General features: G+C 42.4%; 20 protein-coding genes. 7 read left to right on the top strand and 13 right to left on the bottom strand.

Features of this window, described 5'->3' with window-relative positions; all coding sequences use genetic code 11:
• Positions 1-143 precede the first annotated feature (143 nt).
• The 4 genes from NSS87_RS11095 to NSS87_RS11080 are packed head-to-tail and all read right to left on the bottom strand — an operon-like array spanning position 144 to position 3,185.
• On the bottom strand, positions 144-791 hold the full coding sequence (locus NSS87_RS11095; protein WP_339247049.1) for a sugar O-acetyltransferase: 648 nt from the start codon (positions 789-791) through the stop codon (positions 144-146).
• Between the two features lie 12 nt (positions 792-803).
• Complete coding sequence (locus NSS87_RS11090) at positions 804-1,187, bottom strand: VOC family protein (RefSeq protein WP_042186963.1); 384 nt, start codon at positions 1,185-1,187, stop codon at positions 804-806.
• A 28-nt stretch (positions 1,188-1,215) separates the two neighbouring features.
• Positions 1,216-2,568 carry an MATE family efflux transporter gene (locus NSS87_RS11085; protein WP_339247045.1) on the bottom strand — a complete coding sequence of 451 codons (1,353 nt, stop codon included), beginning with the start codon at positions 2,566-2,568 and terminating at the stop codon, positions 1,216-1,218.
• Positions 2,565-3,185: a DapH/DapD/GlmU-related protein gene (locus NSS87_RS11080; RefSeq protein WP_339247042.1), complete on the bottom strand. Its 621-nt coding sequence runs from the start codon at positions 3,183-3,185 to the stop codon at positions 2,565-2,567. Before NSS87_RS11080 ends, NSS87_RS11085 begins: the two co-directional genes overlap by 4 nt.
• A 141-nt stretch (positions 3,186-3,326) precedes the next feature.
• On the opposite strand from NSS87_RS11080, the gene NSS87_RS11075 reads away from it, so the two are divergent.
• Entirely contained in the window at positions 3,327-4,223 is an 897-nt protein-coding gene (locus NSS87_RS11075) for an AraC family transcriptional regulator (RefSeq protein WP_339247039.1), read from the top strand.
• A 132-nt stretch (positions 4,224-4,355) separates the two neighbouring features.
• On the opposite strand, the gene NSS87_RS11070 is transcribed toward NSS87_RS11075, so the two are convergent.
• The gene (locus tag NSS87_RS11070; RefSeq protein WP_339247036.1) at positions 4,356-5,267 is read right to left on the bottom strand and encodes a DsbA family protein; all 912 of its coding nucleotides are present in this window, start codon (positions 5,265-5,267) and stop codon (positions 4,356-4,358) included.
• Between the two features lie 152 nt (positions 5,268-5,419).
• Between NSS87_RS11070 and NSS87_RS11065 the strand changes: the two genes are divergently transcribed.
• Complete coding sequence (locus NSS87_RS11065) at positions 5,420-5,758, top strand: helix-turn-helix domain-containing protein (protein ID WP_042126439.1); 339 nt, start codon at positions 5,420-5,422, stop codon at positions 5,756-5,758.
• A 15-nt stretch (positions 5,759-5,773) separates the two neighbouring features.
• Here the strand turns inward: NSS87_RS11065 and NSS87_RS11060 are convergent, their stop codons facing one another.
• Together NSS87_RS11060 and NSS87_RS11055 are read right to left on the bottom strand one after the other, a co-directional pair.
• On the bottom strand, positions 5,774-7,762 hold the full coding sequence (locus NSS87_RS11060) for a translation factor GTPase family protein (protein WP_339247034.1): 1,989 nt from the start codon (positions 7,760-7,762) through the stop codon (positions 5,774-5,776).
• Positions 7,763-8,122: 360 nt separating this feature from the next.
• The gene (locus NSS87_RS11055; RefSeq protein WP_339247031.1) at positions 8,123-9,082 is read right to left on the bottom strand and encodes a methylenetetrahydrofolate reductase; all 960 of its coding nucleotides are present in this window, start codon (positions 9,080-9,082) and stop codon (positions 8,123-8,125) included.
• A 267-nt stretch (positions 9,083-9,349) separates the two neighbouring features.
• On the opposite strand from NSS87_RS11055, the gene NSS87_RS11050 reads away from it, so the two are divergent.
• Positions 9,350-9,748, top strand: a complete 399-nt coding sequence (locus tag NSS87_RS11050) for a cytidine deaminase (RefSeq protein ID WP_339247028.1) — start codon at positions 9,350-9,352, stop codon at positions 9,746-9,748.
• Between the two features lie 134 nt (positions 9,749-9,882).
• On the opposite strand, the gene NSS87_RS11045 is transcribed toward NSS87_RS11050, so the two are convergent.
• Both NSS87_RS11045 and NSS87_RS11040 read right to left on the bottom strand, forming a co-directional pair.
• The gene (locus NSS87_RS11045; protein ID WP_076283110.1) at positions 9,883-10,257 is read right to left on the bottom strand and encodes a hypothetical protein; all 375 of its coding nucleotides are present in this window, start codon (positions 10,255-10,257) and stop codon (positions 9,883-9,885) included.
• Between the two features lie 199 nt (positions 10,258-10,456).
• A complete protein-coding gene (locus NSS87_RS11040; RefSeq protein ID WP_339247026.1) occupies positions 10,457-13,090 on the bottom strand; it encodes an adenosylcobalamin-dependent ribonucleoside-diphosphate reductase in 2,634 nt (877 codons plus the stop codon).
• Positions 13,091-13,504: 414 nt separating this feature from the next.
• On the opposite strand from NSS87_RS11040, the gene NSS87_RS11035 reads away from it, so the two are divergent.
• The 3 genes from NSS87_RS11035 (at position 13,505) to NSS87_RS11025 (ending at position 17,498) form a co-directional block, all read left to right on the top strand.
• Entirely contained in the window at positions 13,505-15,250 is a 1,746-nt protein-coding gene (locus tag NSS87_RS11035; protein ID WP_076298508.1) for an SNF2-related protein, read from the top strand.
• On the top strand, positions 15,247-16,311 hold the full coding sequence (locus NSS87_RS11030) for a YqhG family protein (protein ID WP_042186945.1): 1,065 nt from the start codon (positions 15,247-15,249) through the stop codon (positions 16,309-16,311). The genes NSS87_RS11035 and NSS87_RS11030 overlap by 4 nt, the downstream gene beginning before the upstream one ends.
• A gap of 155 nt (positions 16,312-16,466) precedes the next feature.
• Positions 16,467-17,498 carry a hypothetical protein gene (locus NSS87_RS11025; protein ID WP_339247022.1) on the top strand — a complete coding sequence of 344 codons (1,032 nt, stop codon included), beginning with the start codon at positions 16,467-16,469 and terminating at the stop codon, positions 17,496-17,498.
• 170 nt (positions 17,499-17,668) lie between these two features.
• On the opposite strand, the gene NSS87_RS11020 is transcribed toward NSS87_RS11025, so the two are convergent.
• A complete protein-coding gene (locus tag NSS87_RS11020; RefSeq protein ID WP_042186941.1) occupies positions 17,669-17,857 on the bottom strand; it encodes a YqzE family protein in 189 nt (62 codons plus the stop codon).
• A 182-nt stretch (positions 17,858-18,039) separates the two neighbouring features.
• Between NSS87_RS11020 and NSS87_RS11015 the strand changes: the two genes are divergently transcribed.
• On the top strand, positions 18,040-18,792 hold the full coding sequence (locus tag NSS87_RS11015) for an N-acetylmuramoyl-L-alanine amidase (RefSeq protein WP_231573420.1): 753 nt from the start codon (positions 18,040-18,042) through the stop codon (positions 18,790-18,792).
• Here NSS87_RS11015 and NSS87_RS11010 read toward each other — a convergent pair.
• The 3 genes from NSS87_RS11010 to NSS87_RS11000 form a co-directional block, all read right to left on the bottom strand.
• A complete protein-coding gene (locus NSS87_RS11010) occupies positions 18,779-19,639 on the bottom strand; it encodes a divergent polysaccharide deacetylase family protein (RefSeq protein ID WP_042186939.1) in 861 nt (286 codons plus the stop codon). The two genes, NSS87_RS11015 and NSS87_RS11010, sit on opposite strands and share 14 nt — an antisense overlap.
• A gap of 105 nt (positions 19,640-19,744) precedes the next feature.
• On the bottom strand, positions 19,745-20,830 hold the full coding sequence (locus NSS87_RS11005; protein ID WP_339247020.1) for a glycerol dehydrogenase: 1,086 nt from the start codon (positions 20,828-20,830) through the stop codon (positions 19,745-19,747).
• Between the two features lie 130 nt (positions 20,831-20,960).
• Positions 20,961-22,199, bottom strand: a complete 1,239-nt coding sequence (locus tag NSS87_RS11000) for an ABC transporter permease subunit (protein ID WP_339247017.1) — start codon at positions 22,197-22,199, stop codon at positions 20,961-20,963.

Below are 22,199 nucleotides of genomic sequence, written 5' to 3'. Positions count from 1 at the left end.
AAATTATAACCTGTCACAGGGTCTGTTACAAATAATCTAAAGGATCATCATATTTTTCACTTAACTTGAGAAGAAGGGGACTTTCGGAGTATTCATGATTTTCGCATAATAAAATCTGGTCTATGGTTTGGGATGCTACATTTCTACTCGATTATATCGCAATCTGAAAGTATTTCCGGTTTATGGCGCATGCTATCCTGATTGGTTATTTTACGGATCACCTTACACGGTACACCTGCAGCAAAAGAATTTTCTGGAATGTCCTGAGTCACGACACTACCTGCACCTATTACGCATCGATCACCAATCGTAACACCTCCACATACAGTTACATTTGCTGAGAGCCAAACATCGTTACCAATGCTAACAGGCTTAGCATAGCATAAAGACACAGCATCACCATTTTGATCAAGCATTTGTCTACGCTCGGAGGCAACGAATGGGTGAATAGGCGTAACGATGGTTACATTAGGTCCAAAACTCACATGATCACCTATCGTAACCTGTGCATCATCCTGGACTGTAAGGTTATAGTTTCCAAAAAAATGATCACCAATTTTTGTATGAACACCATAATGAAAAAAAATGGGACCCTGGATAAAACAATGCTCCCCTATGCTATCAAGTAACTGTGACAATATCGCTTCCCGCTCCTCTGTCTGATCCTCAAATGTTCGGCTATATTGACTACTCAAATTGTGGGCGAGAAGCTTTTTACGCTTTAGCTCTATGTTACCTGGATTGTATAATATCCCTTTGAATATTCGTTCTTCTTCTGTCAAATTGTTCACCTCTTTTAGTTTTTAGACAGTAAGTTCAATTTGAATATTTTCTGGCCCTAAAATACTGCTTTCATAATATCCGTCACCTGTGGTCCGTGGTCCACTTAACGTTCTAAATCCCGCTTCTGCCAATTGCTTGGTCAGCAGATCGACTTGTTCCTTACTGCCTAAGCTGAAAGCTAAATGAGTTAAGCCCGTCCGCAAGAGATCATGAACTCCTTCTACCATATCCGGTCTGCTCATAATCTCCAATCTCGCGCCGCCCTCAAACGTGAGAAAATAGGTTCTTAATCCCGTTTTGGGATTATGGTATTGTCGATTTGACTTCGCATTAAAGAATTGACTATAAAATTGTCTGCAGCTTTCTAAATCTTGTACATACATAGCAATATGTTCAATTTTCATAAAAATCTCCTTTCCGTCCCTACATGTATTAGTTTTGAACATAATTCCTCGTAATATCGTTAAGCCATTTAAATTTAAAATAACGCATTAAGGCAATCGGGGCTTTAATAACCTCGTCTAAATTGATGATAATAAATATCGTTAGAGGGGAGAGATGCCACACAAACGCACTCATGTATCCTAATGGTAATATGATGCCCCACATTACAATCGTGTCACACCAAAAGCCAAATCTAGAATCTCCTCCAGCAACAAATATTCCTCCAATCGTCGTGGAGTTTATCGATTTCGGAATACAACAATAAGCACAGACAAGAAGCATTCCACTCAAATATATTTGTGCTTGATCATCCAAATTAACAAGTAGAAACACTATAGGCTTCAGTAATAGCAAAGTAATACCTGCAACAATGCCAAACAAAATAGCATATACATTTAATATTTTCCCAGCTCTTTTAGCCATTTCAATTTCGCCATTGCCTAGATATTTACCAACAAGTACGGAGCCACCACTTGCAATACCTCCACATAATACAATGACCAGATTCTTAACGACCGAGGCAACTGAATTTGCAGCGACCATATCTGCATTGATATGTCCAATAATCGCAGATGTCACAGTTAATGCGCATCCCCAAACAATATAATTTCCTTGGACGGGTAGTGTATACCTCAAAAAATCCTTAATCAAATTACGCTGAACCATGTCACGTAAAGGTAACCTAAACTTTATATTTGATTTGATCGAGTGGATGATACAGCAACCAAATTCAACGATACGTGCCAAAACTGTAGAGAAAGCAACTGCCACTATAGCCTTTTCTGAATTACCCGGATAAAGTATAAAAATACTTATTACATTCAAGAGAATGTTCAATATAAGACACATAGAACTGATCCAGGCACTCACACGGGCATTTTCCATGCTTCTAATGACACTAAAGTACATTTGAGATATTCCGCTTATCAGATAGGAGAACGAGATCACTCGCAAGAAACTCGATCCATATTGAATTAACTCGACGTCAGTTGTGAAAAACCTCATTAATTGATCCGGCATTAACAGTGATATCCCAAAAAAGATAGCGGATATAATAATAGACATCGTACATCCGATACTAAAGACTCGTTCAATTGTCATTAAATCTTTCTTTCCCCAATACTGAGCAGTCAAAATACCTACTCCTGCAGCCAATCCCATATAAAACAGTGTTAAAACAAATGTAATTTGCCCAGCCAACGATACAGCAGACATTGTAGACTGGTTTATAAAACCTAACATGAATATATCTATTGTCACGGCTAACGATGAAATGAGGTTTTGTAAAGCAATCGGAATGACCAAATTAAGCAATTGACGATTGAAATGCTTATCTCTCATCTCAAACGTGCTTCTTCATCCAGATCTTCCTTAGTGATCTCTTTGTCTTTGTAATAGTATTTTTGGTCGTGTTCATTAATGGTGCGCATCACCCTGCATGGATTACCAACAGCAATAGAGTTAGCCGGAATATCTTTTGTTACAACACTGCCGGCACCAATAACGGTATTTTCTCCAATTGTGACCCCTGGACAAATTGTAACATTCGCCCCGATCCAACAATTGTTCTCAATTTTCACCGGATCAGCATACATATATCCTCTGTAATCTGGATGGATTGGATGTCCTACTGTAGCAATCGTTACAGATGGACCGAACATAACATTTTTTCCGATAATAATTTTAGTGTCGTCAACAAAATTACAATTAAAATTGATGTACGTTCCATCTCCAATCTCAATGTTCGTACCATAGCAAAAGTAAAAGGGCGGCTCGATCCACACCTTCGTTTCTTTACCAAATATCTCTTGAATGAGTTGTGTACGTTTTTCTAGATTATCTGGCGCTGTTATATTAAAGGCATGCATTCTTCTTTTTGCCTGTAGTCTGTCTTCAGGCAGTCCTTCACAGTAATCAGTAAATAGTTTACCGGAGGCAATACGTTCTCTCATCGTCATATTTCTGGCTCCTTATAATATCTTTTGGATTTTGTATTATTGTCGAGCAATATCAAAATTGTATAATTTCTTAGTATTCCTATCCACCGAAATCAAATATAATTCTATTAAAATCGTATTTTGTTTGAGGGAGATGTGATTGTGAGTGCAGAGCTGGAAGTATTCTCTGATTTATCGGAAGAACTAAATTATAATCTTCCTGATTTTCCGCTATACGTACGAAAAGGAGCACTTAATCATTTCGATAAATATGCAGCAGCATGCCATTGGCATCCGGACTTGGAATTTATTTTAGTGCTAGATGGGGAGATGGAGTATTTTGTAAACGGAGAAATTGTACTGATTGAACGAGGTAACGGAATATTCGTTAATAGCAAGCGTATGCATTATGGTTTCTCCACCAATAAATTGGATTGTACATTCATTGTCGTTGCTGTCCATCCTTCACTACTCGGAATAAACACACATGTAGGTAAAGTATATTGGGATGAGAAATTCGGTTCTAATACTGAAGATTATATTATGATTACTTCGCAAAGCACGTGGGAAAAGGAAATCCTGCATTCCTTACATCGGATTTATGAAGAAATGAACAGTATTCCCTGCAACCCCCTACGCCTTCTTTCACTGGCTACATCACTTTGTGCAGACGTCGGAGATCATATACAGAGGGTTCCTGGGCAGATAAATGATGACCAGTCATGGATTGCCGTTTGGAAAATGACGGGATATATTCATCATCATTTTGACCTTAGAGTAACCCTGAATGACATCGCTACCGCTGGGTCTGTTTGCAGGAGCAGATGTTGCGAGTTGTTTGGCACATACATTGGCCAAACGCCTAATACTTACCTAGTGCGATATCGTATTCAAAAGAGCTCCGAGATGCTGGTAGGAACTAATCGATCGATTAGTGAAATTGCGATGAACTGCGGATTTCAAAGTGCGAGCTATTTTTCATCAGTTTTTCGTAATGAGACTGGATTGACGCCTCAGAATTACCGAAAGAAATCTCGAACACCTTTTCATTCAAATTAGCTTATTGACGTGTGCTTCCCAAGAATAGCTTATTTTTCGGTTTGGCACTCGCGATCTCAAATCCACCCTCGCGAATGCCAAAGAAGCCAGTAAATCCAAAGTTCTTTGGGTTACTGGCTTCTTTCATTATAATTAAGATACAACGTATGATTCACCTAAAACCCGCTTAATACTGTATGACCCCTCTATCATTTCCGTGGCTATAAATGACTCCATATCACTAGATTCAATATCATACAACACTTCAATTTCCTTGGAGAACAAAATGTTTCCTTCCTTGATAAGTTCAGAGAGAGGTGGAACATTTTCAGCTTTTACATCTCCATTGTAAACTTGTTGAAGTCCGTCGACATAGGCTTCTAATGATCGTGCCCCCACAATTTTAACACCTTTATTTTCTTCATTCACCATGATAATGGTTGGAAATCCACGTACACCAAGTCTGCCTGCTAACTCAAAATCCTGCTCTAACAAATCTTGTGCCGATCCAAGAGCAGCATCCGCCACTATTTCTTCGCCATTTAGCCCAATGTTGTTGACTATATCAACTAATGTTTTCTCCTCTCCAATATTCTGATTGAAGGCGAATACAGCTTCTCTTGCCTGACGCAAAAACTCATTTTCTTTACCCGGATATATATTTTGTATAACCTTGTATACTCTAGATGGCGGGTACGAAGAAAGAATCGGATTGTTTTTCCACAAAGAACCATCGATAGGCATACGTGAATGTAAACCGACTTCTCTCCAATGCTCCGCAACATCTGAAGGCTGTTGAATGCCATTGGAGACATCTGCAAAACCATGCCAGCTAGAAAGCAAACCACCCAAAATCGTCTTCACGTTAAAATATTGACCATACTGCAGAATAAAACGATTGAGTACCGGCTCAAGCGCCCAACAGTGGGAACAGATCGGATCTGTTGCATAGTAAAGTGTGATTTTGGGGGACTGTAGATTAAAGTCGATCATTTCCATTTGCTCTTCATCCCCTGGCCCACAGACACCGGTTTTAAGGTCACACATCATATTTGAATTATTCATATATAAATCACCTTTCGCTGGAGAATCAAAGAAAGTGCCCTCTTGTAGAAGTTCTTTGTATGGGAGTATTATAATACCAATACAAATTCAAACAAGTACGTTTATTTTTAATACTAAGTATCTTTAATAATACTATTGGACAGGAGTTATGTATGAAATATGAATTTAGACTTGATCAATTATGTCCTGCAACCTTTGCATTCCATGTAATCAGCGGAAAGTGGAACCTCCCGATCCTAGCCATTCTAAGTGAGAACGACAACATACGCTATAACGAGTTAAAAAGAAGACTGCATGGAATAACAGGGACTACCTTAACCAACTCACTGAGGGATCTTATAGAATATGGAATCATTCATCGGGAGCAGTATAACGAAGTGCCACCAAGAGTTGAGTATTCTCTGACTTCATCTGGAAAAGAATTAGTGCCTTTAATTGAATCCGTTGTTGAATGGGGACAAAGAAATATTGGGGTGAAGGATAATTCCTAGAATGCTTTCTCACTCCTATTCCTGAATCTCCAAATGCATATACGAAGGCGCTTCATCCCAAGGAACGCTATATCCCGCTCCCTTTGCACAGAACATAGAGCTGGAGGTGTACTCAGGATCAGCGCTGCGGTCGTATCCAATCCTTGCGATGACCTGTTCCGGGTTATGACATGGCTGATAACCGCCTAACTTCATCGAGATTGCTCCCTTGCCCTTCGTGAATGAAGCAAGCTCTACTGCATAATGCATGAACGTCGCGACAGGCGCACGTCCCTGAATAAACATCGATTCACCTAGCATTTCTGGCGGGTCAAATTCACCATGGGCCAGCTGTATATCAGACATTACGCGTCCGATCAGCTCTGCATCGACTTTGATTTTGAATTGATAATAGGGTTCCAGTAGAATCTTGTTCGCTTGCTCCAATCCCTGCCGCAGTGCCCGCAGTGTCGCCTCCCGAAAGTCACCGCCATGAGTGTGCTTCTGATGCGCTGCCCCGGTTAAAAGCGTTATATACAGATCGGTGACGGGAGAGCCGGTAAGAACTCCACGATGGTCCTTTTCAAGTAAATGCTGACCGACGAGATGCTGATACCCTGTGCTGAGCTGCTCCACATGGCATGTACTGCGATATGTAATTCCCTCACCACGTTTCGCAGGCGCAAGCCGGAGATGCACCTCTGCATAATGCTTAAGAGGTTCGAAATGCCCACAACCAATCACAATGTCTGCGATCGTCTCTTTGTATAATATCTCTGGCTTGGAGAACGATACCTTGAGCTGGAAACGGTCTAACACCACCTGCTGAAGTACCTCTAGCTGGATCATTCCCATCACATGAACATGAATCTCCTCCAGCTTGTCCTCCCATGTCACTTGCAGCGTAGGGTCTTCGGCTTGCAGGATCATGAAATAGCGTAGCACTTCTCTGGATGATATCCCCAAATTGAATACAACTTTGGATTTCAACGCTGACACAAGACGGGATTCTACTCGATCTGAATGATTACCTATACCCAGTCCAATGGCTGCATCAGTTAGGCCCGTAACGGCAACAAGCTGTCCCGCGGAAGCTTCATCGCATGAAGTATATTTCCCCCCATGATAGATACGAATAGAAGTGATTTTCTGGCTTAACTCCTCATGTTCTGAAGTTCTATAGCAGAGATCCTCCCGTACCCGTAATTTCCCAGCTAATATCTTCATAAAAGTCAGTCGCGTGCCTTGCAGCTCATGACGCACCTTATATACTCGTGCCCCGAATACTGCGTTTACTTCATAAGTCGATTCCATTAGTAGTTGCATCGTCTGCATCCATTCCGCAATCCCCTGATCCATTAGAGCTGCTCCACTCATAACGGGAAAAACCACCCGTTCTTTAACCATTTGTTTCAGCGTAGCCAATACCTGCCCAGGATCAATGTTGTCTTCGAGATATGCCTCCATCAAGGCTTCATCTCGCTCAGCAACGGCGGTAATAACCTCTTCAGGCAGCATGCTCTGATCTAGACCTTTTGCCAAATACAACATATCCGGCGAAAATTGCTGTCTTAACGCTTTTAGCACACGCTGGACGTCAGCACCGGTACGATCTATTTTGTTAATAAATATAAAAGTGGGTATGCCATATTCCTGTAGCAATTGCCAGACCGTCTCAGTATGCCCTTCAATGCCCTCCACAGCACTTAAGATGACTACCGCATAATCCATGACCTGTAATGCGCGCTCCATCTCAGCTGAAAAATCGACATGCCCCGGTGTGTCAATGAGCTGATACGATTGTTCGTTATATTTCATCACCGCCTGGTCAGCAAAAATCGTTATCCCCCGTGCCCGCTCCATCTCATGACTATCCAAAAAGGCATCCTGATGATCGACTCTCCCCCGAGTCTTAATTCCGGAAGCATGGTATAGGAGCTGCTCTGCGAAGGTGGTTTTGCCGGCATCAACATGTGCTAGCAGTCCGATGGTGATTGGTGATGCTTCTGACAGTTTACAATACATATTTCTACCATCCATTCAGTCAATCTGTTATATAAGAATCGTAGCCGAAATCTAGTAGCTTGTACAGAATCTCTCACCACCGACAGCATGCGGTAACGCCCGAAGATCCATATTATCCAATGACATAACCATCCTCGATGAAGGATTTAGCTAGAATAATATGCAAGAAAGACACTAGACAAGCTATTGAGATGATGATCATGTCCCTATTAACTTATAAAAAACCGGTAACCCTTAACAGAAAGGATTACCGGCTCAATGAATAGTAAGTTTTTGTGGTTTTTCATTTTAAACGAGAATTCACTGTTAGAAAATTCAATGCGATAACGTTAATATTTCTAATCTCCTTAAAACAATTAATCATCTACTCTCTAGACTCAACAGCTTTTTATCTAGAAATGCCTTTACATCTTTAGCGAGCTGAATGGATGCTTCAATTTCCAACTTAGTTGTTGAAACACTTTCAATGCTGCATCCAATTGGAATTCCCTTCTCCAGCCCGAACTCAAATAGTTCTTCAAATATTTTTTGAGATAGCTGAATTGATTTATCCAAAATGTCGTTCGAGTATTTCAACTCGTTTTCTAACCATCCCGGGATACTGATCCCCAACCATTTCATAAATTGTAATGTTTTCGCTGTGCCACATGGTGCAAGATTAAATAAAATAGGAACCATTTCAAAACCCTTATTTGTATAGTAATAATATAAATCAGACAATAAATTCTTTGACGCCTCTACATTATAAGTTGCCTGAGTGATAAAAAAGTTACATCCATTGTTAATCTTTTCGACAACCCGAATATGCTCATCATTCTTTTTTATATGTCTTTCAGGAATGACAACTCCTCCAAAATTCAAATTGCTATTTAACTGTTTGCTTAGCTTATAAGCATCTGGTAAATTCAATTTCACCTCTTGCTTACTTGACGAAGCGCCCACATACACGGAAAATCTGTCTTCACTTTCGTCAGTCTTAATCCAATCCGCGAACGAAGCTCTTGTATCATTACCGACGCACCGATAAATTATTTTCGGGACCTCCACTTGTCTTAGATATTTATCACCATAGATAGCCGGATCAATCGTTGGTAAATATGGGTAAGGTCTTTCATGATCAACTCTTTCTGCTTCCTCCTGGACGTCGTAAAGAATTAAAGCATCTAAATCAACGTTTTTAAGTCTTTCAACCTGTTTCTGTGCAATTTCTGATATCTTTTCTGGTGAATGGCTTGCCTTCGGTGGTGTCATACCATATGTTAAAATACCAGGTTTCTTGCTCAATATTTTTTGTTTAAATGTACTCTCTGCCGCTCCCAAAATAAAAAACTCCTCTACACGTCTCTTTTAAGTTAAGGCTACCATGGCAGGCTTAATATGTATAACTTATATTTACTATATCTAGTTATATTTTAAAGCTATGATTCCCTATTGGTACTTATCGAGTAGTACATCATGGAGGCGGAACTTCTAGATTTTAATGTTGACAACCATTTGGTCTGACTATAATATTAGAAGTCCTGCCAACCTTAAAGTTGGCGATAAGGGGACCGAAAGGTTCATTCTTATTTAAAAAGGGTGAGTATTATGAATAAAGAAGAATTAATGGAAAGCGCACGTAACACAAAGAAAGCTGCTTATGCCCCTTATTCTAAATTTCCAGTTGGAGCAGCCTTATTACTTAAAGATGGAAATGTTATTAATGGAGTAAATGTAGAAAATGTATCTTTTGGTGCTACTAACTGTGCAGAGAGAACAGCAATCTTCACAGCTATTACAAAGGGCTATACTAAAGGTGATTTTCAGGCTATAGCTGTAGCAGGTGACACAATGGATTTTCTGCCGCCATGCAGTATCTGCAGACAAGTATTATCGGAATTCTGTTTGCCCGACATGCCTGTCTATTTAACCAATGAGAAAAAAGAAATCTTAGAGCTGTGTTTAAGGGATTTATTGCCTTACGCATTCAAAAATTTAGATATGTAAAAATAATACCTACCATAGTGGAATATCAAAAACACGCGTACCTGTGTTAGACAAGTACGCGTGTTTTTGTGTTTAAAAGCTTAGTCAGAACACAGAGTTCACAGACCAAACACACCGCGTAAATACGTTGTGACTTACCAAATCGCAATTCCAACCTTATCTTTTTCTTTAAGTACTACCTTTATCATTTCCAAAGCATTTCTTACCCTAAATTCAATAAATTCTTTATCATAGTCTGTATGTAGTTCTATAGTATCTAAATTATCAAGCAAAATAAGGAATTCACTTTCCAGTTTTTCTATTCCTTCATCAAATGCAAAAATATTCGTATTCTTTAAAGAATATATTAACTCACATCCGAGTTCACCAATTAAATCATTTCCCCAGAGAGTTTTTCTGCATGATTCGAAACCAAACAAATTATTATGTGGTGCGGGTACCTGCTCCTCCAAAAAATTAGTATCTACAATTATACTTCCCTTTTGAATTACACTAATTATCAAACTCATATAGTTAAAACCTCTCAATGATTATCTATAATTTTTGATTCTTGTTTCTTTTGTTTCTTATAACTTCATCAATAATAAAAAAAACAAGCGATCCATTGAGATAAAAGGTTAACACTTCCTCTCGATGATCGCTTGCTTTTAGTAGCTATGCATAGTCACATTTCTAGTTTTCCCATAAAACATTTATTGGCTCTACCGTTTACCCGCAGCGACTATACCCGCAATTGCCGCAAGTCTTACAACCCTCAATATTAATCAGCGAAGCGCCGCCGCAAGATGGGCAAAGATCACGTGAAGCGCTAGTGTGGTTATGCGCACCATGACTATCATCGGTAGACGTTGCCGCAGGAACACTCGCTTTCAACTCCGCATTTAAAGCTTCATTGAAATCTTCTAGCTCCAAAGTTGCTGCAATCGGTGCAGGCAAATGATCATCATGAGCGTTATTCAGTACATGAGTCTCCAATGCCTTAGCTACAGCATCTGCAATGGATTCTACTCGATTCGCACCGAAGCCGATTGCACCTGATCCGCCGATACCTTTCAGATGTTTGATCAACAATTCTACCTTCTCACCATGATCTCCATAACGGAGGAACAAGGAGCAGACACGACCGAGTGCTTCTGCCATCGCAAAGACATCAGAACCTGCTTTACCTACATTCAGGAAGATTTCTGCCGGTGTGCCATCTAGATCATTGATCGTAATATACGCCATACCAAAAGGTGTGTTAATTTTATAGGTTGCGCCGCGCAGAACCTGCGGACGTTTCTTGTATTGTTTATCCAGCTCTTTAGTAGGAGCTTGAGGTGCTGGGCTCACCGATACAACACTTGCATTTGCTTCAGGAGTCGTTGCAACTTCAACTGCTGGAGCTACCTCTTCTGCTGCATCTTCCTTCTTCGAGGTTTGCAGAACTTGTACATCACGGCTACCATCACGGTAGATCGTAACGCCTTTACAGCCCAAATCGAAAGCCATTTCATATAGCTCAGCCGTCTCTTCTACTGTGAAGTCAGACGGGCAGTTGGCTGTCTTGGAAATCGAGCTATCTACCCAGCGTTGAATCGCTGCTTGCGCACGAATATGATCCTTAGCTGACAAATCCATCGAAGTCACGAAATAATCTGGCAGCTCTTCACCTGGATGAGCTTCAAGCCATTCTTGGGCGATTGGAACGAACTGCTCATCGTAGCCAAGGCGACTTTGACGGAAATATTTAAAAGCAAAATAAGGCTCAATACCTGTCGAGGTGCCAACCATTGTACCTGTGCTACCTGTAGGTGCTTGTGTTATCACTGTAACGTTACGCATGCCATGTTTACGGATCGCTTCACCAACCTCTGGATACGTTTCGAGCATATTTTTCATAAAGCCGCTCATTAAATATTTCTCTGTGTCAAAAGCTAGGAAGGATCCCTTCTCACCAGCAATCTCTGCAGAAGCAAGGTACGCTTCACGAGCCATAAAGCCGTAAAGCTTGTCCAGAAACGCCAAAGATTCCGGGCTACCGTAACGGATGTTCAATTTGATCATCAGCTCAGCAAGACCCATCGTTCCGAGACCCACACGGCGTTCGTTTTTCTGATTCGCTTCATTTTCCGGGAAATGATAAGGCGTCTTATCAATGACATTGTCCAAGAAACGTACGGAATAACGCGTCGTAGTCGCGAGATCTTCCCAGTCTACATCATGATTCTTCTCATCGTAGAATTTGGACAGGTTCACAGCAGACAAATTGCAGACTCCCCAGCCTGGCAGTCCTTGCTCCCCACATGGGTTCGTACAAATGATCGGATTAAAATACCAGCTGTTGGACATCTGATTGTAGTATTCCATGAACACAACGCCTGGCTCAGCGGATTTCCAAGCGGATTCAATAATGGTGCGCCACACATCACGCGCTTTAACGGTGCGATAATGAATAACGTTTTTGCCCGCAGCTTTCCACTTGTCTAGATCGCCATCCCACACATCGTTGTACTCTGGATCTGTAGTATCCGGAAATACGAGATCCCAATCCAGATTTTCTTTTACAGCCTTCATAAAGCTATTGCTCACACATACCGAAAGGTTCGCATTCGTAACTTGACCCATCGTTTGCTTTACGGTAATGAAGTCCTCCACATCTGGATGCCAGTCATTAATCATGAGCATAAGTGCACCACGACGGCTACCGCCTTGTTCAATTAATCCAGTGGTATAGCTAAACAGACCGCCCCAAGATACAGATCCACTGGAAGAACCATTAACACCTCTCACAATTGCCCGGCGTGGACGTAGAGAGGATAGGTTAATCCCTACACCGCCACCACGAGCCATAATTTCTGTCATTTCAGCCAACGTCTGCATAATGCCGCCACGGCTATCTTTTGGAGAAGGAATTACATAACAGTTGAACAGGGTTAGTTCTTCACTAGCGCCTGCACCAGCAGCAATTCGTCCACCCGGTACGAGCTTCCAATCATCCAGAATCGAACGGAATTTACCCGCCCATTCTTCTTGAAGCTCAGGCGTCTTCTCCACAGAAGCCATAGCTGTAGACAGACGATCCCACATTTCCTCTGGTGTTTTTTCTATATTAAGCGTCAGCTTTTCAACATCTGATTTCACAAGTTCGCCGCTGCGCGTCTTCACGGTTACGATTCTGCCGTTACGTTCTACGATCTCTCCGACTTCCTTCGTGGGAAACTTCGGATCATCTTTTGTTAGAACGAGTACAACATCGCCCACTTTAGCATTATTGCTGTCGGCATCCTTCCAAGCATAACGATCCAAAAATATTTTTTCACTTAGCCCTTCAAGGCGTTGCTTACGTTCCACTTTACCCAATAGAAAAACCTCCCGCAATGTAGTAAATATTAGTTCCAGTTCAGGTGTGGGCGTACATTTTGTGACCCACAACAAAAACTTCCTTACACTTATCTTCCGTCTTACGGGTGTATGTAGGAAGTTCATCTTGTCAATAACAAATAGCAGCTACGCACTCTAAAAAATCACATTTTCATGCTTTTGTCACAATATATTGTGTGCGTCAGCTTTTAAACTATACCACATATTGTATCGAAGGTCTTTTTCGAAAATAGAGTTAAGCAGCCGAAATATCGCAAACCTTGCCGCGTTTTCTCGCTTTTACTCTCTTTTTTAAAGGCTATCAAGAAAAATAGAAGGTTATGAATTCTCTTGTTTAAGAGCATACTACTCCTACGAATGATGATATGAATTAGCACCTGAGGAGGCTGTACCATGACGCAATTATTCCGTAATTCTCTACCTCACAAAGGTGGAAAGTCAGCGCCTATACTGCCTGTTCCTCTTTCTTTTGACCGGAATTGGCTACAGGATCTAGAACTTAAACTAGATAAAGGTGGTCCGTGGGGAGACTACCGTCTATCCAAACTTGCTGTGCAAGGTGAACAAACGGGTCTAGTAACCAGCTTCGATGAGCTGCAATGCATGAAACATTTATCCGGATTATCCCCGCTTCCTCATCAGCTCGATACCGCGCATAAGGTTTTGTTTGAGATGTCGGGCCGCGCGATTCTCGCAGACGAGGTTGGACTAGGAAAGACGATTGAAGCAGGACTTGTACTCAAGGAATATCTTGTCCGCGGTCTAGTCTCTAAAGTGCTTATTCTGGTACCCGCTTCCCTCGTATTGCAGTGGGTCCGCGAGCTGAATGCCAAGTTTGGCATCTCTGCTGTTGCACAGAAAAAAGCATATTCCTGGGGGAATGCGATTGTCGTCGCATCTATGGATACCGCGAAGCGCGATCCTCATAAAGAGATGCTGCTGGAAAATGAATATGACATGTTGATTATTGATGAAGCGCATAAGCTGAAGAACAAGAAATCGACCAATTATCTATTTGTACAGCAATTACGCAAAAAATATTGCCTGCTCCTAACCGCTACTCCCGTTCAGAATGATCTGGGCGAGCTATTTAATTTGATCACTTTACTGAAACCGGGGCAACTAGGAAATCAGGGTGATTTTGCTTCGAATTTCGTCGTTGATAAACGCCAACCTAAGAATGAAGGTCAGCTAAGGGACGAGCTATCGAAGGTGATGATCCGCAATCGGCGTGGCGAAGGTCCAGTTAATTTTACGAAACGAAAAGTCCGTAATATTCCGCTAGTTCTTTCACAGGAAGAGAGAGTATTATATGACGCTGTCACTTCTTTTGTTAAAGATCAGTATCAGGAATCAGGCGGCAATCTTAGCAGCATGCTTTCCTTGGTAACGCTTCAGCGTGAGGTGTGCAGCAGTAGGGATGCCGTCTTCATCACTTTAGTTAATCTGATCAAGAAGCTGCCTGCTGATTCGCCGAAACGCGATCGGATGATGGAGCTATTGCAGACACTTCGTACGGTTAAGACCAATACCAAAGCCGAAACAACACTATCTCTCATTCAAGAAATGAATGAAAAGGTCATCGTTTTTACGGAGTATCGCGCGACTCAAGAATATTTGCTTCAGTATTTCCGCGAACATGGGCTAATGTGTGTTTCTTATTCCGGCGGGATGAATCGTGGTAAAAAGGACTGGATGATGGACCTCTTCCGCGGTCGTGCTCAAGTCATGATCGCTACTGAGGCGGGTGGTGAGGGCATTAACCTGCAGTTCTGTCACCACATGATCAACTTCGATCTGCCTTGGAATCCCATGAGAGTAGAACAACGGATTGGGCGGGTGCACCGGTTAGGTCAGGAAAATGACGTGGTTATCTATAATTTGTCCACACAAGGTACGATTGAAGAACATATCCTTCATCTGCTACACGAGAAGATCAATATGTTCGAAATGGTCATTGGCGGGCTGGATGTGATTCTGGAGCGTTTTGAGAAGAAAGAATCACTGGAGAAAAGTTTATACAAAATCATGCTCGAATCCCGCTCCGATGAAGAGTTGCGAAATGAGCTTGATCATATCGGTGAATCCCTAAGTGAGTTGACTCAGGGTATTAAAAAGGAAAGTGAGACTGCGACATGACCCTCAACTCACAGGAAGTACGCAAACATGTTATGGATTATCTGGAGGCGACAGAATGCTCCATTATTGAAGTATCGCCCATTCACGTAACTGTAAAGCTATCGCCAAGAGCTGACAGAATGCTAACAGATCGACCTTATTATTGGGGATTCGTGGAGCGTACTGGTGTTGACCCGGAGACACTCTCTTTCACTTTTGTATTTGATCCGGAAAAATACGATAGCCAGGCAGCTATAGAAGTTCCGCCAACGGTAAATCGCAGCATCGGAGCATTGAATCCGCCAATTACCGGAAACCCAGCGATGGGCGCCACAACAGATGCTGAGGCTAGCGCAGATCTATTGAATCCAACATCACCTGAATCTAATGTGGTTCATGTCCCCTCCTCAAATCCAGAAGATAGCATCCTAGCCCGCTACTTCGGTATTGTACCTGCATTGCCCCGAATTGGGCCCGGTATGATAAGACGTGAAGATATCATCTATGGTAGCAAGCGCCTGCAGCAAATTTGGAGTGCGGCGCAAGATGAAGGGAAATGCCTTTACTTATTTGAAGATCCCGGTAGCAGGCAGCGGAATACACTCTTCTCTGCAGCTTATGAACCGTGGCTCGGCGTCTGCTATAAAGTGGAGATGAGCTGCGATTTGAAACGGGAAGAACTGCATTATCTTGGAATATCGCTGACAAAAGGGACCATCATTGATGACTTTAACACTAAGATAGCCTCGCGGGAGATGATCCCCCGTTTACCAGAAAACGTCCATATTCAGCCTTATGAATTAACAGTGACAGCCGCTACAGATTTATTAGAGGCTCATCTTACCTCTCATCTTGCCGAACTCGATTACACTTGGGCAGAACAGGCACGTGAGCGTCTTAGAATCGAGCTGGCTATCATTGATATTTATTACGGAGAGCTGCTGAAAGAGCCTGATGAAGAAAAACGTTTAGGCACTCAAGAGCAGTATAACCGTCGTCGACAGGAGACCATTTGGCAATATGAGCCGCAAATTGCAGTTTCTGCGATAACCTACGGACTGTTTCATCTGCGAAGCCTATAGAATGCGACCCTACTCGCTAAAAGCAGGCAAAAAAACAAGAGAACTTCCGCCTTCAAGCGCGACAGCAAGCAACAGCCTTTTTATAGCCTGTCCACTACAATAGAGTAAAGCTTAACTTTCCTGACATTTCTTAACAAAGAAAGGTGATCGACGCCATGAAAATAAGTTTGCGGCGGAGGCTGAAACTTGCGGGTCAAGGATGCCTCCTCCTGCTTCTAAGCTTTGGACTGTTTGTATCCAGTTCTGGTTCCCCTTCAGCGCTGGCGCTGGCTAGAGTAAGTGTGATCCAGTCAGTCACGCAGGATACAATTCCTGTATTGAAGATGAGTACCTTACCTTCTCCGAGTACGGTCCAAGAATTCGCTAAGGCTACACTGAACAAGCTCGCTGCAGAAGCTCCATTTACAGCCTGGAAGGATGCAAGGATAGAATATTATCCCCTTGGTCCAGGTACACATGGCTGGCTTGTAAATGTAATGAAGGGTGAAGAGCGGATTGGATACATGATCATTTCCGCCACCGATACAGGCGGATATATGTTAAGTGAATATGGAGCCGGCACTTACGGACTCCCATACAGTTTAAATGATCTGCGCCAGTTTTTGGTGCAGAAAGGTCTCATTACATCATCTTTTTCAGGAACAATAAACCTTACTGCTTTATATGCACCACTTCTACCGGTCTGGAAAATAACCATTGACGAAAAGACGGTTTACATCAATGCTTCCGTACCGCAAATTTTACCTTGGACACTGAGCAAGGCGGAAGAAGTCCTTAAAGAGCAGCCTCCAGCAACAGATGTAATTACTAATCTTAATCCTGACGTATCACCGTTATCGGCCTTCAATAGTGGAGGGTCAGATGATCCTTACGAAGATATCCTATGGCTGACTGCTCCTAAACTAACTACAGTGAGCGGCGACAATATCGCACTTCTGATCAGACCTAAGGAAAGCATCGCTTATCAAGCTGCTGGGCGAAACGACCTTGTCGGGGCACCGTTTATGATTACAGGCTATCAGAGCTGGCAGTCTTCTCAAGGTCAAGCTGAGAACAATAAAACTACCGTATACGCGGCCTCAGGCCCTGAAGGAAAACGATACTTACCACTCACTGCACTACAAAATAATGGAACACTGCATAAGCTGCCAGACAGAACGACCAAAGCACTCGGATATAATCGTTAACACAAGCATAAACGCCTTCGGCGTCCTTATGAGGACGGTAAGTGTTTATGCGAGAAATAGAAGGATAATTTATAACGTAAGCATATAAATTCTTATATTTAAACAAATGCAAATAACCTTCCACTGCACCCATGAATAATGGCACTGGAAGGTTATTTGCTATTTAACCTTTAGTCTTTTTTATCATGACTCCACTTGCTTCGCCAGATAGACCACCCAAGCGGGAGCATGCCAAACCATTTCTGTGACCACGGCTGCTTCGTAGCCGCTCTACGAGCATGAATGGCACGCGGATCCTCGATATATACGACTACCTTCTCCGTTATATACTTTACAAGCTCATCGCCACCGGAAGCCATTTTAACACCTCCTAAAATGTAAGTGAATTCAGATTATCAGCATCCGTTCCATGGTCTTAGTGTGCACCACTCCACTTGGATCTAAACTACAGACTTCTGATTTGTCGAATAGGTTTACCTATTAAAGCACAATCTAACAAAGAATCCAGAAGACGTTATTCACTTGCAAGGAGGCGTTTCACTTGAACAACTGGAGAAAACAATCCTTTTCCAGAACAGCAGCTGCTCTATGTGGCTTTCGAATCACTCTAACTACCCTAGGACTACTAATGTTGTTTATGGGCAGCTCCTTAGCCTCTGCGACACCAGAGAAACCTGTGATGAAGGATGACCGTCAGCATTTATTAGGTCACGGACATCGTATGATCCTAATTGATGCGGGACACGGAGGCATCGACGGTGGAACTTCCTACGGTAATATTCTTGAAAAAGATATCACCTTAGATATCTCACGTCGATTATTTCTACTTCTGGGTAGCGATGGCTTTGACGTTGCTTTAAATCGCAATGGAGATTATGCCCCAAGTGATGAGAACCGCTGGTTGCGTAGTAAATCTCGACATCTGCGGGATCTTGCACAGCGTAAAGAGCTCGCTGAGACATTACCTGCTACTGTAGTGGTAAGCATCCATATTAACTGGGCGCCTTCCCCTTCAAAACATGGTCCACTTGTATTGTACCGTCAAGAGGGCCGTAGCTTCATGCTTGCTAAGTCCATTCAGCATCAGCTAAACAATCTTTACGATGTCGAGGCTCATCCAAGACCAGGCAAGCCCTTTTATTTACTCAACAAAATAACCGCCACAACTGTTATCGTTGAGGCGGGTTTTGTAAGCAGTCCGACTGACCGCGCAAAGTTATGCACCCCTAAAGGGCAGCAACAAATCGCTGAAGCCATCGCTGATGGTATTGTAGCTTATCTTATGGAAGTTTAAGTTGGGAGCTCCATTTCATCTCGTTTTTAACCAGATCAGAAATCCCTATAAACTCAACATTGTCTTTCATCTGTTCAATACCGCTGCGGATTCCTGCGGCGGTCTCTTTCCCAAATACACCAACATGACCAATCGTTACACAAAATCGTTGATCCTTCGCCATGTCTTTGACGAGACCCATTTGTTTCAGAACATGACTTGCTGTATGTGTGTCATCTAAAAAGATATGGTTCTCTACGCGTGGCAACCCCATACGATAAGCCATATTGCCAGCAACGGAACGGTAGTTGGTCTTGCTGTCTACAAAAAATAATCCTCGTTCTTTGCATACAGATAAGATTACTGCCATAATCCGCTCATCTCCGGTAATTTTCGAACCCATATGGTTATTTATCCCGATCGCATAAGGAACATTATCGAGTGCCGCCTCAACCTTTTGTCGTACTTCCTCATCGGACATTTTGGCCAATATGGCTCCTGGTCCAAGCCATTTAGGATTACCTTGGCGCGGCTCCATCGGCAAATGAACCAGAACATCATCTCCGCGTTCATGGGCGCGGGTGGCATCCTTTACGGATGTAGGTAAAAAAGGCATGACGGCTACAGTAAGCTTTATCGGTAACGAGAACATTTCGTCTGTCCCCTTCATGCCATTGCCGAAATCGTCAATAATGATAGCGACCTTATCACGTTTGGGTGCACTCTCTTCAAGCTGCGTATTTGTAGCGTTGTCTTTAGACGTGGCAGCAGAGACAGCCGGCGTAGCCGGAACAATTGTGGTAATCAATACTGCAGCAACAGCAAACCAATTCAGTAAGTAACGTTTAACCTTTCGACTGTCCTTCATCAAGAGGAACGCCTCCTTCGTCTTAAACAATTGTTCTCATTGTTTGGTTCAAGAAGGTTAAATATGTACGGGGAGGGTTCGCAATAATTTACAATAGAGCTGTTGCTAATACCCGCGCTTGTCTGTGGCAAGGATTGCTTCCAGCACATCCACAGATTGAACTTCAAATGGCATATTCTTCATTGGGCTATCCTGGGAGCAGCTAGCTTCTGCAACCACCATTAATTTATCCATATCGCTACTGGTGATCCCAAGCTCCTTAAGTGTAACGGGAAGGCTGACTTTTTTGCAGAAAGCAATGACCTGAGCGATCTCATCTTCTGAAGCCTTCTCCAAGACCAACTGCACGATCGTAGCAAAGGCAACCTTCTCACCATGTAACACATTCCTGCATTCCTCATGCAGGGTCAGTCCGTTATGAATAGCATGGGCTGCAGCAAGCCCACCGCTCTCAAACCCAACGCCGCTCAAGTAAATATTAGCTTCAACAATATGTTCCACTGCAGAAGAGATGATCCCCTGTTTAACATCCAGGAGTGCGGATTCACCTTCAGCAAGAAGTGTGTCCAGACAAGCACGTGCTAAAGAGAACGCTGCGATTGTGCTAGTCCCGCCTGCATGAGTAACCGCTCCTGATTGACGGCAAGCTCTTGCTTCGTAATAGGTGGACAAAGCATCACCCATTCCAGCCGCCAGCAATCTTGCAGGGGCTTTAGCGATGATATCTATATCTGCAATCACCATATCAGGATTTCTTTTTAATGGAAGGTAATAGTCGAAGTCACCTTCGTCCGTATACAACACTGATAAAGCGCTGCAAGGTGCATCCGTCGAGGCCACTGTGGGTACAATAACTACCGGGAGACCCGCCATGTGGCTTACTGCTTTTGCCGTATCTAAGGTCTTGCCGCCACCGATTCCTAAGATAACCTCAGCGTCCTTCAGGCCAAGTTCTAACACTATCTCATCCACCTGATTAAGGCTGCACTCACCCTTGAATTCGCGCATTATAAGGTGAATATCGTTCACTTCAAAGCTGTGTAAGATATCCTCCTTGTACATGGAAAAAATATAAGGATCTACAATCGCAAAAGCTCTGTTCGATCCTAGCTGCAAACAATAATCTCCCAGCTTACGAATCTCGCCATGCCCCTGAATATATTTAGTCGGTGAACATATGATCTGCGTCATGGTTTCACTCCTCTTTTTGTATATTCTTTTATTCTAAGGAGTGTTGCTTCAGACTGGCTATAAAAAAAGATCTATCGCGAAAAATCATCTATGAGTATAAATAGTAAACCATTTCAAAATATTCTCAAATTCAGGCCACTTGATGTTTCTTAAATGCCCTATAAGTAAGAGGCAGTAGTAGCACTATAACAACAAGAGCGAAGCCTGCCATGACCTTATATTCTGGAATTAATACACCAAACAGATTAAACAATTCATATGAGGTTATTTTTTTAAAACCGCCAAACATATTACCTGGCAGCAAATCTATCAGATGATTAAACAGTCGGCTGCTCTTGCTGGCAGGAATGAACAGTGGACCAATAACCAATATTCCTATGACAATGATAACAGAAAAGGGACTACTCATAAGGCTGGACAGCCACAGAGTCAATGCTCCCACCATCAGGCAGGCTAGACTACCGATGAGGATCGCCCACAGATACGCTTGGAAGACTGTGAAGGAAACGGGAGCCAAAAGGTCAATCATCTGCACATTTGCTTTCGCACCCTCAAATCCAAATATTCCGAGCAGCAAAAGCGTGTATGCCACGAGCGCTAACAATAGTAGTGCTATAGATAGAATAAAGCCAGCCTTTAATTTGGCGGTGATGACCTTATTGCGACCATAACGAGAAGACAAAATGATCGCATCCGTACCCCGCTGATATTCGTCGGCGAACATGGGAGCGAGGCATATTCCAATGGCCAAAGATATAATTAAAAAGAGGTTTTGAAGATTTTGGAATACTTTTTCCCATCCAGTAACATAGTCCATCTGAAATGGAACACGAAGCTGCTCGTTCATTGTATTAAAGAATGCTTTCTCCTTGACTGAATAATTACCATAAGAATAATCGTAATTTAAATAACCGTTAACTTTTTCAATCCGTTTCTCATAAAACATTTTAGCATCATCTGGTTGCAATCTATCCATTACAGAATAATCATAATTGCTCAAAGGAGAAAATGCGTAACGAATTAAAGTATTGATCTGTTCATCCGGGACTTCATATTTAGCATAAGCTTCATTCTTTAAATTCCCTTTATCATCAATATTGTTCGGATCGAGATGAGCCTTTTTGTGTCGTTCAATCGAATTTTCCAATTTTTCCGTCGTTAAGGGACCGGCAAGCTGACGTCCGTATTCTCTTTGGAGGGAAATTGCAGCCAATCCTTTTAATTCCTCACCATCCTTACCCGTTATGTATGCCCCTGTGACCCTCATGTTAGCTAAAAGTAGGACTACTGCTATTACAATCGCAATTACGACGTAAAACAACTTGCTCCTTATTATTTTCCGCAGTTCAAACCGCGTCAGCGTGTCCAT

Origin of the sequence: Paenibacillus sp. FSL F4-0243 (assembly GCF_037963295.1) — a bacterium.
Taxonomy (GTDB): Bacteria; Bacillota; Bacilli; order Paenibacillales; family Paenibacillaceae; genus Paenibacillus_AQ.
The sequence above is the reverse complement of the archived record's forward strand: the minus strand, read 5'-3'. Positions and strand labels throughout refer to the sequence as shown.